We start from the raw sequence: 15964 nt of genomic DNA, 5'->3' as shown, positions 1-15964 counted from the left end.
AAATCAGCTGCGCGCCGTCTTGGCGGTCAGCGCCTTGAGGACGGCGGCAGGAACGAAGGCGCTGACATCGCCGCCCATCAGGGCGATCTGCCGCACCAATGTGGCGGTAATGGGCCGCGAAGTGGCGCCTGCGGGCACGAACACCGTCTGGATGTCGGGCGCCATCTGGCTGTTCATGCCGGCCATCTGCATTTCATAATCGAGATCGGTCCCGTCGCGCAGACCACGGATCAGCACCGAAGCGCCTGCCTGGCGTGCCGCATCGACCGCAAGATTGGCAAACGAGATAACCTCGATACGCCCCTCCGCCGCCGGCAGTGCCGCCATAACGGAACCGCGGATCAGGTCTGACCGTTCCTCGAAGGTAAAGAGAGGTGCCTTGCCAGGGTGAATACCGATGCCGACGATCACCCGCTCACACAGGTTGAGCGACTGCAGAAGTACATCGAGATGACCATTGGTCATCGGATCGAATGAACCTGGATAGAAGGCGACGGTCATCATGGTCCCAAGGCTGTTCGCCGCCTTTTGTCACGGATGCACTTCGGCTGCAAGCAAAATGGCCGGCATACGCGTCTTCCAGAACATGAACAGCGTGTGAATGCGCCATTCAAGAACGTTTCAGCCGAGACCTCATAATCTGTCAACCATGCCGGATCAAGGAACCAATTTGAAGCTCCGGCGTTGAGGATTTGGAAATGCTTGCCGTGTTGATGATAGGCGCAGCACTCGCCGCTCTTGGACTTGAACTACTTCTCGAAAGCCATTTCGGGACAGAATTGAAAGAGAGGCTGGTCAATTTTGTAACTGCGTCAACCCGGCGAACCGTTCGATAAACCGGACCGGAACCTGAAGGAGAATTGAAATGCTCATCATGTCTGCCCTCGCCGGATTGATCGCCGCCATGTTCACAGCGTCCTTCGCTGCAACCTTTGTTGCAATGCGTAACGAAGATGTGAGCAGCAAAGACGCGCAAAACGGGTATAATCGCCCCGTGTTCTGATTTTTCGAAGGCCTCCAGCCTGAGTGATGAAGCCGGATGGGTTCCCTGCCCCATCCGGCTTTTCTTTTTTGAATGTTTTGGCGGCTGTGGTCCGGTATCAGGTCGGGACTTTTTCGTAGTGCGTGAAAGGAAAATCTTCGATCCTGAACAATTCTGAACGCCAGATGAACGAGCTGTTCAAGCTGGTTTCAGTTGCGATGCAATAAAACTGTCACCAATGGCGCTGGTATCAACCGTTTGGCGCCCAGACAAAGAGGTGACGAAATGTTTGCAGTTCACATGATCCTTTCCGTTATCGTTCCCGTAGGACTGATCGCGACGATCGCTATCATTGGCGAACAGCGCAACGTCCGCCGCATCAGCGCGCGCAACATGAAGTTCGCTGCCGGCGCTGCAAAGTAAGTTTGAAAGTTGAGTGACCCCAGTCTTTTAACCGGATGGTTCCCCTGACCATCCGGTTTTTTCTGCGTTGCAGCGAGGCGGGGCTCAACCCTTCGCGAAGCCCGCGAGCTGGGTCATGATCTGCGCGGCAGCAACCAGTCGGCGCTCCGGCTGCGGCAGGTCTCGCATGAGGAAGACGCTCTGGTCCTGACGGATCTTTGCCATCGAGCCCTGCTTGGCGATATAGCCGACAAGCGCTGCAGGGTTCGGGAATTCCTTGTTGCGGAACTGGATGACGACGCCCTTCGGCCCCGCATCGAGCTTCTCGACATTGGCAACCCGGCAAAGACCCTTGATATAGACGACCTTGAGCAAATGCTGGACTTCCATAGGGAGCGGACCGAAGCGGTCTATGAGTTCCGCACCGAAGGCGTCGATCTCCGACGGTTCGGAGAGTTCGCCGAGGCGGCGGTAAAGGCCGAGGCGGAGATGCAGGTCCGGGACATAGTCTTCCGGGATCATAACAGAGGCTCCGACCGAAATCTGCGGCGACCAGCCGGTATCGGCAATCTCGTCGATCCCCTTCACTTCGGCGACGGCCTCTTCCAGCATCTGCTGGTAAAGCTCGAAGCCCACTTCCTTGATATGGCCGGATTGTTCCTCGCCCAAGAGATTGCCCGCCCCGCGAATGTCGAGGTCGTGGCTGGCCAGCTGGAAGCCGGCGCCCAGCGTGTCGAGTGATTGCAGGACCTTGAGACGACGTTCTGCCGTCTGCGTGAGCACCTTGTTGACCGGCAGAGTGAAGAGCGCAAAGGCCCGCACCTTTGAGCGACCGACGCGGCCGCGCAGCTGATAAAGCTGGGCGAGACCGAACATGTCGGCGCGATGCACGATCATCGTGTTGGCAGTGGGCACGTCGAGGCCGGATTCAACGATCGTGGTCGAAAGCAGCACATCATACTGGCCGTCATAGAAGGCGTTCATCACGTCCTCCAGCTCGCCGGCTGCCATCTGGCCGTGGGCCACGGCAACCTTCAATTCCGGGACGTTTTCGGTCAGGAATTCGTGGATTTCCGACAGGTCGGAAAGACGCGGGCAGACATAGAAGCTCTGGCCGCCGCGATAATGCTCGCGCATGAGCGTCTCGCGGATGACGAGACCGTCAAAGGGCGAGATGAAGGTACGCACGGCCATGCGGTCGACCGGCGGTGTGGTGATGAGCGAAAGTTCGCGCACGCCGGTCATGGCGAGCTGCATGGTGCGCGGGATCGGCGTGGCGGAGAGCGTCAGCACATGGATGTCCGACTTCAGCTCCTTCAGGCGCTCCTTGTGCTTGACCCCGAAATGCTGCTCTTCATCGATGATCAAAAGGCCGAGATTGGCGAACTTGATGCCGCTACCGAGCAGCGCATGGGTGCCGACCACGATATCGGTCTTGCCGCTCGCCAGTTCTTCTTTCGTCAGCGCCAGTTCCTTCGACGTGACGAGACGCGAGGCCTGGTTGATGCGGATTGGCAAGCCCCGGAAGCGCTCAACAAACGTCTTGTAATGCTGGCGGGCAAGAAGCGTCGTCGGCACGACGACGGCAACCTGAACGCCGTTCATCGCCGCAATGAAGGCGGCGCGCAGTGCCACTTCCGTCTTGCCGAAGCCGACGTCACCGCAGACAAGGCGGTCCATCGGCTTGCCGGCTCCGAGGTCCTCGCGCACGGATTCGATCGCCGTCAGCTGATCGTCGGTTTCATCATACGGGAAGCGGGCGGCGAATTCGTCATAGACGCCATCGGGCGCGGCCAGCACCGTGGCATGCCGTGTCAGCCGCTCGGCGGCGATGCGGATGAGATGGCCGGCCATATCCAGCAGGCGCTTCTTGAGCTTGGCCTTGCGCGCCTGCCAGGCGACCCCGCCGAGCTTGTCGAGCGGCACTTCCGTCCCTTCGCCGCCGAACCGGGAGAGAAGATCGATGTTTTCGACCGGCAGGAAGAGTTTCGCGCCCTCGGCATATTGCAGCTCGAGGCAGGCATGCGGCGCGCCGGCTGCCTCGATGGTGCGCAGGCCCACAAAGCGGCCAATGCCGTGTTCGGCGTGAACGACGATGGCACCCTCGTCCAGCCCCGCGACTTCCGAAATATAGTCCGCTCCGCGCTTGCGGCGCTTGGCCCGGCGCACCATGCGGTCGCCGAGAATGTCCTGTTCGCCGACGATAATGACATCGGCTGCTTCGAAGCCGCTTTCCAGCGAGAGAACGGCTGCAGCCGCCTCGCCCTTGTCGAGCGTCTTCAGCTCCGAAAAGGCCTTGATCGGCTTGATGCGCGCAAGACCATGTTCGCCCAAGACCTGCAGCAGGCGATCGAGCGAGCCTTCCGACCAACCAGCGATGACGACCTTACGCCCCGCCGCGCGCTTGTCGGCGATGTGCTTGACGGCGAGTTCGAAGACATTGACGCGCTCGCCCGTCTCCTCCGTCCCTTGCGCCTTGGCCCAGCGCGGACCGGGCCGCGCATCGGGCGACATGACCCTGCGGCCGGCAAGCTCGTCTTCAGCAAAGGGCGTGATGCGGATCGCGCCGCGCGCGGCGAGCATTTGCGACAGGCGGTCAGCATTCAGATAAAGCCGTTCCGGCGGCACGGGCTTGTAGGGCGCGGATTGCGCCGTCTTGCCCTTGCCCGGTTCGCCGGCGGCCTTGCGCGCTTCGTAATAGTCTTCAATGAGATTGGAACGCTCGCGCGCGGCCTCCTCCAGCGTATGGTCGGTGACGATGCGGAAGTTTTCGATCTGGTCGAAAACGGTGTCCAGCTCTTCGTAATAGAGCGGCAGCCAGTGCTCCATGCCTGCATAGCGGCGGCCTTCGGAGACCGCCTGATAAAGGGCGTCGTCGCGCGTCGCAGCACCAAACATCGAAAGGTAGTTGGTGCGGAATCGGCTGATCGTTTCAGGTGTCAGCGTCACTTCGCTCATCGGATTGAGGTCGAGTGAGCGCGCCTGCCCCGTCGTGCGCTGGCTTGCCGGGTCGAAATGCCGGATCGTTTCCAGCGTATCGCCGAAAAAGTCGAGCCGCACCGGCTCCGCCTCGCCTGGCACATAGACATCGAGAATGCCGCCGCGCACGGCGAATTCGCCGACCTCCCGTACCGTCGACACGCGCTCGAAGCCGTTGCGCTCGAGACGGGCGGCAATGTCTTCCATGCGGATGACCTGGCCGGGACGCGCCGAAAAGGCCAGCGCCTCGATGACCTCGCGCGGCGGCACCTTCTGCAATACCGCATTGGCGGTGGCCAGCAGGATCGCGGCATGCGGCTGCTTGGCATGACGTGCCAATGCCGCCAGCGTCGAAAGCCGCTCGGCTGCGACATCCGCACCCGGCGACACGCGGTCATAGGGTAAGCAGTCCCACCCGGGCAGCGTCAGCACCGGAATGTCCGGCGCGAAGAAGGAGAGCAATTGCGTGAGATCGGCCAGCCGCTGACCGTCCGAGACGAGATAGGCAATGGCAGCACCCGAGCGCGCCATGTCGGCGAGGATCATGGCCTCCATGCCGGGCGGCACGGCGGCGATGGCAGCCGGGCCGTCTGCGGCCAGAAGCTTTTTCACGTCCAGCGGAGATGTCATGGGGCTTGCTCGTTTAATGGAATCAACAAGATCAGGATTGCGGCTTCAGAATCGGATCGAAGTCGGGGCGGTAGGAGGCGATGCGCTCGAAGAGCGGCGTCTGATAGACCGCCGGCACCGGTTTTTCGCCGGTGATGTACTTCACAAGGTCCGCATCCTCTTCCGCCATAATGCGTTCGAGTTCGTCGAGTTCCTCTTCCGACAGCGTCGCGATATGGTCATCGGCGAACTGGCCGAGGATCAGGTCCATCTCGCGGATGCCGCGATGCCAGGCGCGAAAGAGAATGCGCTTGCGGCGCGGCGAGATGTCGGCGCTCGAACGTGTGGTACCGGTCATGCTTCGTTCCTCTGTGTGGCCGTCTCTATAGTCCTTGGAAATCGCCTTGTCAGCCTTGCATTTACGCGAATTTGAAGGGCATGGTTCGGACCATGAGACCCGCAATCCTCGATCCGCTTTTTGCGCCACTGTCCACGCTGCCCGGCATAGGGCCGCGCACCGGAGAGCTTTATGCGAAGCTTCTGGATCGCGAAAATATCTACGATTCCAGGGTCTTGGACATCATTCTTCATGTTCCGTCTTCACTGATTGACCGGCGTAACCAGCCGGGCATTGCGCTTGCTCCTGAAGGCGCCATCGTCACGATCAAGGGTTTCGTCGACCGCCACCAGCCACCGCCGCGCGGCAACGCCTCCGCCCCCTACCGCGTTTTCATCCATGACGACACGGGCGAACTGGCGCTCACCTATTTCCGGACCAAGGGTAATTGGTTGGAGAAAGCCCTGCCCGTTGGCCAGGATGTCATCGTCTCTGGCAAGGTTAACTGGTTCAATGGCCGCCCTTCCATGGTCCATCCCGATTATGCAGCGACGGTCGAAGACATTGACAAGCTGCCGCTGGTCGAGCCGGTCTACCCGATGACCGCGGGCTTGTCGCCCAAGGCGCTTCGCAAGACAATCGAGGCGGCCGTCGAGCGCCTGCCCGATCTCCCCGAATGGCTCGATGCCTCGCTGACCGCCAAACACAGCTTTCCCTCGGTCAAGGAGAGCTTCGAGCGTCTCCACCATCCGCGCGACGCCGCCGACCTCGACTTGCAGGCGCCAGCTCGCCGCAGGCTCGCCTATGACGAATTTCTCGCCGGGCAGATCTCGCTGGCGCTGGTTCGCCAAAGGCTGCGCAAGGCGGCCGGCATTCCGGTTCATGCAACGGGTGAACTTTCCTTGCGGATCCGCCGCGCCATGCCCTTCTCGCTCACGGGAAGCCAGGAGTCCGCCGTTAAAGCCGTGCTGGAAGACATGGCCGGCGACCAGCGGATGCTCAGGCTTTTGCAGGGTGATGTCGGCTCGGGCAAGACGGCTGTGGCGCTCATGGCGATGGCGGCGGCGGTCGAGGCCGGCGGTCAGGCCGTGCTGATGGCGCCGACCGAAATTCTGGCGCGGCAACATCTTGAAACGATACAGAAATATACTTTGAATACAGATATTTCCGTTATTCTCCTGACGGGCAAGATGAAGGCGGCAGAGCGTCGGGAGGCGCTGGAAAGGATCGAAAGCGGAGAAGCGAAGATCGTGATCGGCACGCATGCGCTGTTTCAGGATAACGTGAACTATGCAAATCTCCTGCTGGCCGTCGTTGATGAGCAGCATCGCTTCGGGGTGCATCAACGGCTGCGCCTCACAGCCAAGGGGCTGTCACCGCATATGCTGGTGATGACGGCGACGCCGATCCCGCGTACGCTCGTGCTCGCGGCTTTCGGCGACATGGATGTCTCCAAGCTCACCGAAAAGCCGGCAGGCCGCAAGCCGATCCAGACCGCGGTCATTCCCATGGAGCGCCTGAGTGATATCGTCGAGCGGCTGCGTGCTGCCACCGCTGAGGGAAAAAAGGCCTACTGGATCTGCCCGTTGGTGGAGGAGTCCGATGTTTCCGATCTCATGTCGGCGGAGGAGCGGCACGCGGTTCTGACCAAGGCGCTTGGCCAGCGCATCGGCCTCGTCCATGGCCGCATGACGGCCGCGGAGAAGGACGAAGCCATGGCGCTCTTCAAGAGCGGCCAGACCCGCCTTCTCGTTGCCACCACCGTCATCGAGGTCGGCGTCGATGTCCCGGACGCGACGATCATGGTCATCGAACATGCCGAACGCTTCGGCCTCGCCCAGCTGCATCAGTTGCGCGGCCGTGTCGGCCGTGGCGACGAGGCCTCGACCTGCCTGCTCCTCTACAAGGGGCCGCTGAGTGAGAACGGTCGCGCCCGGCTCAACATCATGCGGGAGACAGAGGACGGCTTCCTGATTGCCGAGGAAGACCTGAAGCTGCGTGGCGAAGGCGAGCTTCTCGGCACCCGCCAGTCCGGCACGCCCGGCTTCCATCTGGCTAGCCTTGAGGCCCATGGCGATCTGCTCGAGATGGCGCGCAAGGACGCGGCCTATATCCTGACCAAGGACCCGAACCTCGAAGGCGAACGCGGCGACCGCATTCGGGAACTGCTCTATTTCCACCGGCGCGATGAGGCGATCCGCTTCCTGCGCGCGGGATGAACTTCCCGACGCTGGCTCAGGCGGTTGCCTTGCTGGGCGTCTCGGCGCTCTGCTCCAGAACATAATCCGGCGTCACCAGACCGCCGGAAATCAGGAATTTGGTTGCATCCTCGACGCTCATATCCAGCATGCGTATCTTCGACTTCGGCACGAAGAGCAGGAAGCCTGCCGTCGGCACAGGGGTCGGCGGAATGAACACGGTGACAATTTCCTCCCCCGCCTCGGAAAGGCGAAAGGCGATCTCGCCTTTCACGTCGGACGAAATGAAGCCCATGGTCCACATGCCGGGTGACGGAAACTCCACCAGGCCAACCTTTCGGAACGAGGTCGAGTGCTCGTTGAGCACGGTCTCGAAGATCTGCTTCAGGCTCTTGTAAAGGGTCCGAACCAGCGGCATCCGGTGCAGGATGGACTCGCCGAAGCGGACGATGGACCGGCCGATCAGGTTCTTGGCCAGAAATCCGACCAGCGTGATGAAGATCATCGCAACCAGAAGACCGAAGCCCGGAATGGCGAAAGGCAGGAACTGTTCGGGGTTGTAACGCGCCGGGATGTAGGGGTTGACCCAGCTATCCGCCCATTGCACGAAGGACCATGTGAGCCAGATGGTAATGGCGAGCGGTGCGCAGATGATCAGTCCGGTCAGGAAGTTGTTTCTGATGCGGGTCGCGAGGAATTCGCGTTTCGGAGCTTCGGACATTGCGCGTCGCAAGCCTTTCAGAATGCTGGATCATTGACGGCAAATCATACCGCATTGCAAAAGAATGCCCCAAGCCGTAGCGGCGTGGCAAGCGCGGTCTTGACGATTTTCAGGCTTGTCGATTACAGGCCCGTGCGGCCCTGGACGCGGCCGACCGGCTACTCGGCGCAGGGTCGCCCCTGCGCCGAAGAAGGTCACTCGACCGTGACCGACTTGGCAAGGTTCCGCGGCTGATCCACATCGGTGCCCATGAAGACGGCCGTGTGGTAGGCAATCAGCTGGACGGGGAGCGAATAGATCATCGGAGAGATGATCTCGTCGACCTCCGGAAGCACGATGGTCGCCACGGTCTCCAGCGTGGAAGCGGCCGCGCCCTTCGCGTCGGTGATGAACACGATCCGGCCGCCGCGCGCCGCGACTTCCTGCATGTTCGACACCGTCTTTTCGAAGAAGCGGTCATGCGGAGCAATGACAATGACCGGCATGTCCTCGTCGATCAGTGCGATCGGTCCGTGCTTCAATTCGCCTGCAGCATAACCTTCGGCATGGATATAGGAGATTTCCTTGAGCTTCAGCGCGCCTTCCAACGCCAGCGGATAGCTGGTGCCACGGCCGAGATAGAGCACGTCGCGGCATTTCGACAGGTCACGGGCAAGCGTTTCGATCTGCGGCTGGATGGAGTTCAGCACCGCGCTCATGACGCGCGGCATCTCGATGAGGTGGCGGACGGCTGCGACCTCTTCCGCCTCGGTCATCGTTCCGCGCGCGCGCGCCGCACCGATGGCGAGCGCGGCAAGCGCCGTCAGCTGGCAGGTGAAGGCCTTGGTCGAGGCAACGCCGATCTCGGGCCCGGCCATGATCGGGAAAACGGCGTCGGATTCGCGGGCGATTGTGGATTCCTTCACATTCACGACCGCGCCGATCTTCAGGCCTTCCTGCTTGCAATAGCGCAGCGAGGCGAGCGTGTCGGCCGTCTCGCCGGACTGCGAGATGAACAGGGCCGCGCCAGTCTTCGACAGCGGCATTTCGCGATAGCGGAATTCGGAGGCCACATCGATTTCGACCGGCAGACGCGCCAGCCGTTCGAACCAGTATTTGGAGACGAGGCCGGCCAGATAGGCCGTGCCACAAGCCGAAATTGCCAGTCGGTCGATCCCTGAGAAATCGATCGCGCCCGTCACGTCACGTACCTTGGCCGTGCCGAAATCGATATAGTTGCCGAGCGCATGGGAAATGACTTCCGGCTGCTCGTAGATTTCCTTTTCCATGAAGTGGCGGTGATTGCCTTTGTCGACGACATAAGCCGTCGCTGCCGAAATCTGCTTCGGGCGCTCTACGGGGTTGCCGTCGAAGTCCATGATTTCGACGCCATTCTTGCTCAGGATCGCCCAGTCGCCGTCCTGCAGATAGGAAATCTGGTTGGTGAAGGGCGACAGCGCAATGGCGTCCGAGCCCATGTACATTTCGCCCTTGCCATAACCGACGGCGAGCGGCGGACCCGAGCGGGCCGCCATGATCGTGTCGGCCTCGTCAGCGAAGATAAGCGCCAGCGCATACGCGCCCTGCAGCCGCTTCAGAACGGACTGAACGGCAGCGCGCTTCGGCTTTCCGGAGGCGATTTCACGGGCCACGAGCTGCGCGACGACTTCCGTATCCGTCTGCGATGCGAAGACCGCACCGCCGGCGATCAGCTCTTCCTTGAGTTCGGCAAAGTTCTCGATGATGCCGTTATGAACGATAGCGACATTACCGACGAAATGTGGATGGGCATTGCCCACCGTAGGCGCGCCATGCGTGGCCCAGCGGGTGTGGGCGATGCCGATATTGCCGGAAAGCGGGTTCTCGTCGAGCACCTTTTCCAGATTGAAGAGTTTGCCTTCGGCGCGGCGGCGGTCGAGCTTGCCGTGATCGATCGTGGCGACGCCTGCGGAATCATAGCCGCGATATTCGAGGCGCTTCAGCGCTTCGACAAGGCGCCCCGCAACGGGTTCGCGACCGACAATTCCGACAATTCCGCACATGCGCTGCAAACTCCAGCAATTGATATCGAGGCGATTTCCTAGCGGATTCGGCCAAATGTGCAATCGGCCAGCAGGTCACTTTCGGAAACGCATGTTAATATAAATCAGCCCTTTGCGGCCTTGAGCGCCGCGCGAATGGCCTGAATGCGTTCACGGATCAGCTTCGCCCTGCCCGGTTTCGTTTCCTGCCGCGCGCGGCCGAGCGCCAGCGCATCGTCAGGGACATCGGATGTGATGACGCTGCCGGAGGCCACATAGGCCCCATTGCCGACTCTGACGGGCGCGACCAGAGACGAGTTCGAGCCGATAAAGGCGTTTTCGCCGATCTCGGTTTGATGCTTGTTCACGCCGTCATAATTGCAGGTGATCGTCCCGGCGCCGATATTGGCGCCGGCGCCCACGGTCGCATCACCGATATAGGTCAGATGATTGACCTTTGCGCCCTTGCCGATCTCGCCCTTCTTGACCTCGCAGAAATTGCCGACCTTGGAATCCGGGCCCAGATTGGCACCCGGACGCAACCGCGCAAACGGACCGACCGTGGCACCCGCCGACACATGGGCGCCCTCAAGATGGCTGAAGGCGTGGACGACCGCACCGCCCTCCACCGTGACGCCCGGGCCGAAAACGACATTCGGCTCGATCAGCGCATCCTGTCCTATCACGGTATCATGCGACAGAAAGACTGTTTCCGGGGCAATCATGGTCACGCCGGACAGCATGATCTCGAGGCGGCGGCGCTTCTGCCAGAGTGCTTCGAGCTCGGCCAGTTCAGCCCGTGTGTTGCAGCCGGCGAGTTCGTCCTCGGGGGCCACGATCGCCATGGCCTTGCCGCCATGGGCACGGGCGACCTCGACGATGTCGGTCAGGTAATATTCGCCCTTGGCATTGGTATTGCCGATCTTGCCCAGCAGTTCCAGCGCACGACGGCCGTTGATAGCCATCATGCCGCCATTGCACAGCGTAACCTTGCGCTCTTCCTCGCTGGCATCCTTATGCTCGCGGATTGCCAGCAGCTCCCCGTCCTTGGTCAGCAGCCTGCCGTAGCCCGTGGGGTCCGCGGCCTCGAAGCCGATGACGACAACATCATAGCCTTCTGTCAGGCCGGCGCGCGCTCGGCTCAACGTGTCAGGCTCGACCAGCGGCGTATCGCCAAAGACGACGACGACGTCATCATAACCGCGCGCAATTGCCGTTGTGGCGGCAAGCACGGCATGGCCGGTTCCAAGTCGCTCCGTTTGAACATGGCTTTCAACGGAAACGCCGTCCTGTGCGGCGGCAGCCTCCACCCTCGCCGCGTCCCGCCCGACGACCAGAGCCACATCGGCAATGCCGGCGGCTTTCAGATTGGCGGTGACATGGCCGATCATCGGCAAACCGCCGATGGGATGCAGGACCTTGCTCAACGAGGATTTCATGCGGGTGCTTTCGCCAGCGGCGAGAACAACGGCGAGGCAGGTGCGGGTCATGGCGATCATGGGCTCCGGGGGTAACGTGTATGCTGCCCGCTCTAGCAGACTCGTCCCCGATTGCAAAATCCGCAGCAGATGCGGCTTATTGCGCGGTCTTCGGGATCTCCCCGACGACGCCAAGAACAAGAAAATCCATCGACAGTAGAACGCTGTCGGGCGCGTTTTCGTTCTTCTTCAGCCAGGTCTTGCTCGCCTGGGTGCGCACCGGTCCATGGAAGGGCCTCAGCACGCCGCTTGCAATCTTCTGCTCGCTCGACTGGGCGAACTTGAGAATATCGGCCGGCATGTTGCGGTAAGGCGCCATGGTGAAGATTCCGGAGGAGAGCCCTTCCCAATTTACCTCACCGGCCCAACTTCCGTCGAGATAGGCCTTCACGCGGGCGGTGTCATAGGCACCCCAGTTGTAGACGATTGCCGTCAGCTGCGCGAGCTGACCGATGCGGCTCAGGTCGTTGCCATAGCCGAAAGCGCGCAGATTGCTGGTCTCGGCCACCTGCATGGGCGCGGTCGAATCCGTTTGCTGGGTGATAATGTCGATGCCGTCCGCTGCAGCGTCACGCGCGGCCTTGGCTTCCTTCTCCGGGGCGAACCAGCTTCCGGTCCAGTAAACCTTTGTCTTGAACCGCGGATCGATCGATTGCGCCCCAAGCTCGAACGCATTGATCCCCTGCATCACTTCAGGGATGGGAAAGGGGGCGATATAGGCCGCCTGCCCCGACTTCGACATCTTCGCCGCGATTCGCCCCGTCAGATAGCGTCCTTCATAGAAACGCGCATTGTAGACGGCGACGTTGCGCGTGGTCTTGAAGCCGCCAAGATGCTCGAAGCGAACCGCAGGATACTTGCCGGCGGCGGCCAGAACCGCGTCCATATAGCCGAACGCGGTGGCGAAGATCATGTTGCAGCCCGACGCGGCCAGCTTGTCGAAGACCGGCAGAGCGGCAGCGCTCTCGGGCACGTTCTCGCTAAAGCTCGTCTCGACGCGATCGCCGAACTGTCGCTCGACCTCCAGCCGGCCGCGCTCCTGGGCCTGCGACCAGCCGCCATCGGTTCTAGGGCCGGGATAGACGAAGCAGATCTTCGGCTTGTCGGCCGCCTGGGCCATGCTCACCGACAGGAAAAGCGCCGCCGTCGCGCCGGCTTTTGCAAACAAGCTCATCGATAAGCCCCTGTTTCCCATCAGTCATCCGTCCGTCCGAGCGACGGGAAGGCCTGCAAGACCGCCCCGATGACGTAAAGATAAAGCCCGCTGATCACCACACCCCAGACCAGCCATTGCGGCGATTCGAAATGCAGGAGCAGCGCGGCGACGCTCAGCACAGACCAGATCGCAAAGACAGTGAGGTTCAGGGGGCGCAGGCGCTTGACGCGAACCGGGTGAAGGAAGTTGATCGGCAGGAATGTCAGGAAGACCGACACCGCAACAACCGCAAATGCCGTGATCTCGCTCGCCTTGATGACGAAAAGCGTGAAGACGACCATGTTCCAGACGACCGGGAAGCCGGAAAAGAAGTTTTCCTCCGTCTTCATGCCCATGTCGGCGTAGTAGATGGCGCTCGACACCACGATCAGGCCGGCGGCCACAAAGGACCACGGCACACCGATCATATGGCTCTGATAAAGCGCAAAGGCCGGAAGCAGAACATAGGTGACATAGTCGATCACATTATCGAGTGTATCGCCCGACCAGTTCGGCAGCACTTCCTTCACGCGCACTTTCCGTGCGATCGGTCCATCAATGCCGTCAACGGCAAGCGCAAGACCGAGCCACCAGAACATGTCGACAAAGCGATGTTCGGCAGCGGCGACAACCCCGAGGAACGCGAGAAACGACCCGGAGGCCGTCAGGATGTGAACGGAGAAGGCGCGGATTTCCGCGTAGGGGACGCGCCGGTAATTGAAGATTTTCATTGATTCGCCGTTTCCACCTCAAGCAACGTCTGCATTGTCCTAAATCACGAGGACGATACAAGATGTCGCGGAAAATAAGTTTCCAGTCTTCGCAAAAAGCATGGCAGCGATGCGGCTGGCCCTCTATATATTTGGGCAATCTATGAAATCTGAAGGCTTATGACCATGGAACGCTTTGACATCGCCGTCGCCGGCAATGGCCTCGCCGGACGCATCGCGGCAATCGCACTGGCCAGACTGGGTTACTCCGTCGCAATCATCGGCCCCGCCGGCGAGAGCCAGGACGGCAGAACCACGGCGCTGATGGATCAGTCCATCGCCTTTCTCGAAGGCCTCGGCGTCTGGGGCGCCCTGTCCGGTCATGCCGCCGGCCTGAAGACGATGCAGATCATTGACGGCACGGGCAGGCTTTTCCGCGCGCCGACCGTTCCCTTCCGGGCCTCTGAAATCGGTCTCGAAGCCTTTGGCTACAATTTCCCCAATTCCGCCGCGCTGAACGTGCTTGGCAAGATCATTGCCGACAATGACAGGATCGAGTCCATCGAGGGCCGTATCGCCGGTGCAGACGTCCGGGATGATTGCGTCGTCATCAGTCTGGAGGATGGACGAACCATCGTGGCGGGTTTCGTTGCCGCAGCCGATGGGCGCAAATCCCTTCTCCGCGAGGCCGCTGGCATCACTGTCCGTCGCTGGTCCTATCCGCAGACGGCCGTGGTGCTGAACTTTGCCCACACGATCCCGCATGGCAATGTCTCGACCGAATTCCATACGCCGACGGGCCCCTTCACGCAGGTTCCCCTGCCCGGACAGCACTCCAGCCTTGTCTGGGTGCAGGCACCGGCGGAAGCCGAGGCGTTTCTGGCATTGTCTCATGAGGAGATCAGCCGCCGCATCGAAACGCGCATGCAGTCGATGCTCGGCAAGGTGACGCTGGAAGGAAACCCGCAGGCCTGGCCGCTTTCCGGCATGACGGCCGATCGCTTCGGAAAGGGCCGTCTGGCGCTCATCGGCGAGGCGTCCCACGCTTTCCCGCCGATCGGCGCGCAGGGACTGAATCTGAGCCTGCGCGACATCATCGCGCTCTGCGATCTTCTCGGCATGAAGCGCGATCATGAAGGCCCCAAGCCTGTGGGTGACGCCTTTGACCGCAATCGCCGGCCCGACGTGCTCAGCCGCACAGCGAGCGTTGATCTGCTCAACCGCTCGCTTTTGTCCAATTTTCTGCCCGTGCAGCTGGTGCGCGCCGCAGGGCTCCACCTGCTCGACCTGTTGCCGCCATTACGCAATCTCGTCATGCAGGAAGGGGTCGCGCCGGGCCGGGGGCTTCAAGGCCTATCGTCGGGCCTACGGGAAAAGATCGCCCGGAAGCGTGCCTGATCGCATCAGATACAGCAGGACCGACACGGTCAGCACGGAAAAGAGCGTCGTGATCAGCACGGTTGCTGAGGCTTTTTCCTGCCATACGTCATATTGCTGGCCGATCACGAAGACATTGGTCGCGGTCGGCAATGCAGCAAGCAGGACAGCCGTCTGTATCCAGACATGATCGAAGTTGCCCGCGGCACTGAGGCTCAGATACATGAGCGTCGGCAACACGATCAACTTTGCAGGGACGATATAGACGATTTCTGCCGGGATCCGCTTCAAGGGACGCAGCGCCAACGTGACCCCCATGGCAAAGAGCGCGCACGGGGCGGCTGCCTGTGCAAGATAGTCAATCAGCCTGCCAAGCGGTATCGGCGGCTGAAAATGCATAGCCGCAGCGACGAAACCGATGGCTGTTGCGATGATGAAAGGATGCAGCACGATCCGGAGCAGCACGTCCTGTGCCACGAGCCGGGCTGACCGCTGTCCCTTTCCGCCGAGCGAAATGAGCGCCGGCGCGACGATGAAATGCAGCATGTTTTCAAAGCAGAAGATCAGCGCGACCGGAACTGCCGCCCGCTCGCCAAAGGCGAGAAGCGCAAGCCCCGGCCCCATGTAGCCGATATTGCCATAGGCGGCCGCCAGCCCCTGAACCGTCGCCTCCGGCACGCTCGAATCGCGGCCCAGCCAGCCGATCGCAAAGATCACCACGAAGACCGCGTAGGTCGTCCCAATATCCGTGACGATGAAATCGAAGCGCGTCAGCTGCTCGACCGGTGTTCTCGAGATCAGCTTGAAGAAAAGCGCCGGCAGTGAAACATAGACGATAAAGACATTGAGCCAGCCCAGCGCCTCGGCCGGCATGGGCTTGCACTTCGCCACCAAATAGCCGATCAGGATCAGCCCGAAGAATGGCAGCACAAGTCCGGTAACGTCCGCCATGTCCTGCCCCCGTGACTGTTTCCAA

Annotated in this window: 13 protein-coding genes; 4 read left to right on the top strand and 9 right to left on the bottom strand. The window is 61.2% G+C overall.

The window, feature by feature from the left end:
• Positions 1-3: 3 nt before the first annotated feature.
• Positions 4-501: a pantetheine-phosphate adenylyltransferase gene (gene coaD / locus LQK83_RS04280; protein ID WP_230836302.1), complete on the bottom strand. Its 498-nt coding sequence runs from the start codon at positions 499-501 to the stop codon at positions 4-6.
• 364 nt (positions 502-865) lie between these two features.
• Between coaD and LQK83_RS04275 the strand changes: the two genes are divergently transcribed.
• Positions 866-1003: a hypothetical protein gene (locus LQK83_RS04275; protein ID WP_230836016.1), complete on the top strand. Its 138-nt coding sequence runs from the start codon at positions 866-868 to the stop codon at positions 1001-1003.
• 264 nt (positions 1004-1267) lie between these two features.
• Entirely contained in the window at positions 1268-1405 is a 138-nt protein-coding gene (locus LQK83_RS04270; protein ID WP_162718473.1) for a hypothetical protein, read from the top strand.
• Positions 1406-1489: 84 nt separating this feature from the next.
• Here LQK83_RS04270 and mfd read toward each other — a convergent pair whose 3' ends face one another.
• Positions 1490-4993, bottom strand: a complete 3504-nt coding sequence (gene mfd, locus LQK83_RS04265) for a transcription-repair coupling factor (RefSeq protein ID WP_230836015.1) — start codon at positions 4991-4993, stop codon at positions 1490-1492.
• Between the two features lie 31 nt (positions 4994-5024).
• Positions 5025-5330 carry an FAD assembly factor SdhE gene (locus LQK83_RS04260; protein ID WP_230836014.1) on the bottom strand — a complete coding sequence of 102 codons (306 nt, stop codon included), beginning with the start codon at positions 5328-5330 and terminating at the stop codon, positions 5025-5027.
• Between the two features lie 92 nt (positions 5331-5422).
• On the opposite strand from LQK83_RS04260, the gene recG reads away from it, so the two are divergent.
• Positions 5423-7528 carry an ATP-dependent DNA helicase RecG gene (recG, locus tag LQK83_RS04255; RefSeq protein WP_230836013.1) on the top strand — a complete coding sequence of 702 codons (2106 nt, stop codon included), beginning with the start codon at positions 5423-5425 and terminating at the stop codon, positions 7526-7528.
• Between the two features lie 16 nt (positions 7529-7544).
• On the opposite strand, the gene LQK83_RS04250 is transcribed toward recG, so the two are convergent.
• From LQK83_RS04250 to pcsA, 5 genes are all read right to left on the bottom strand, one after another.
• Positions 7545-8228 carry a DUF502 domain-containing protein gene (locus LQK83_RS04250; RefSeq protein WP_230836012.1) on the bottom strand — a complete coding sequence of 228 codons (684 nt, stop codon included), beginning with the start codon at positions 8226-8228 and terminating at the stop codon, positions 7545-7547.
• Positions 8229-8422: 194 nt separating this feature from the next.
• Positions 8423-10249, bottom strand: coding sequence for a glutamine--fructose-6-phosphate transaminase (isomerizing) (glmS, locus tag LQK83_RS04245; RefSeq protein WP_230836011.1), 1827 nt, complete (start codon positions 10247-10249; stop codon positions 8423-8425).
• A 104-nt stretch (positions 10250-10353) separates the two neighbouring features.
• Positions 10354-11718 carry a bifunctional UDP-N-acetylglucosamine diphosphorylase/glucosamine-1-phosphate N-acetyltransferase GlmU gene (gene glmU, locus LQK83_RS04240; RefSeq protein ID WP_230836300.1) on the bottom strand — a complete coding sequence of 455 codons (1365 nt, stop codon included), beginning with the start codon at positions 11716-11718 and terminating at the stop codon, positions 10354-10356.
• Positions 11719-11803: 85 nt separating this feature from the next.
• On the bottom strand, positions 11804-12880 hold the full coding sequence (locus LQK83_RS04235; RefSeq protein ID WP_230836010.1) for a BMP family ABC transporter substrate-binding protein: 1077 nt from the start codon (positions 12878-12880) through the stop codon (positions 11804-11806).
• Between the two features lie 20 nt (positions 12881-12900).
• On the bottom strand, positions 12901-13632 hold the full coding sequence (pcsA, locus tag LQK83_RS04230) for a phosphatidylcholine synthase (protein ID WP_230836009.1): 732 nt from the start codon (positions 13630-13632) through the stop codon (positions 12901-12903).
• A gap of 165 nt (positions 13633-13797) precedes the next feature.
• Between pcsA and LQK83_RS04225 the strand changes: the two genes are divergently transcribed.
• A complete protein-coding gene (locus tag LQK83_RS04225; protein ID WP_230836008.1) occupies positions 13798-15009 on the top strand; it encodes a UbiH/UbiF family hydroxylase in 1212 nt (403 codons plus the stop codon).
• Here the strand turns inward: LQK83_RS04225 and LQK83_RS04220 are convergent.
• Positions 14977-15939 (bottom strand): AEC family transporter, encoded by a 963-nt coding sequence (locus LQK83_RS04220; protein ID WP_230836007.1) that lies wholly within the window; start codon positions 15937-15939, stop codon positions 14977-14979. The two genes, LQK83_RS04225 and LQK83_RS04220, sit on opposite strands and share 33 nt — an antisense overlap.
• Positions 15940-15964 lie beyond the last annotated feature (25 nt).

The sequence above is a fragment of the Rhizobium sp. C1 genome (genome assembly GCF_021026335.1).
In the GTDB taxonomy this organism is placed as follows: Bacteria; Pseudomonadota; Alphaproteobacteria; order Rhizobiales; family Rhizobiaceae; genus Ensifer_A.
Note: the sequence above shows the minus strand (reverse complement) of the source record. Positions and strands in the feature narration are given on the sequence as shown.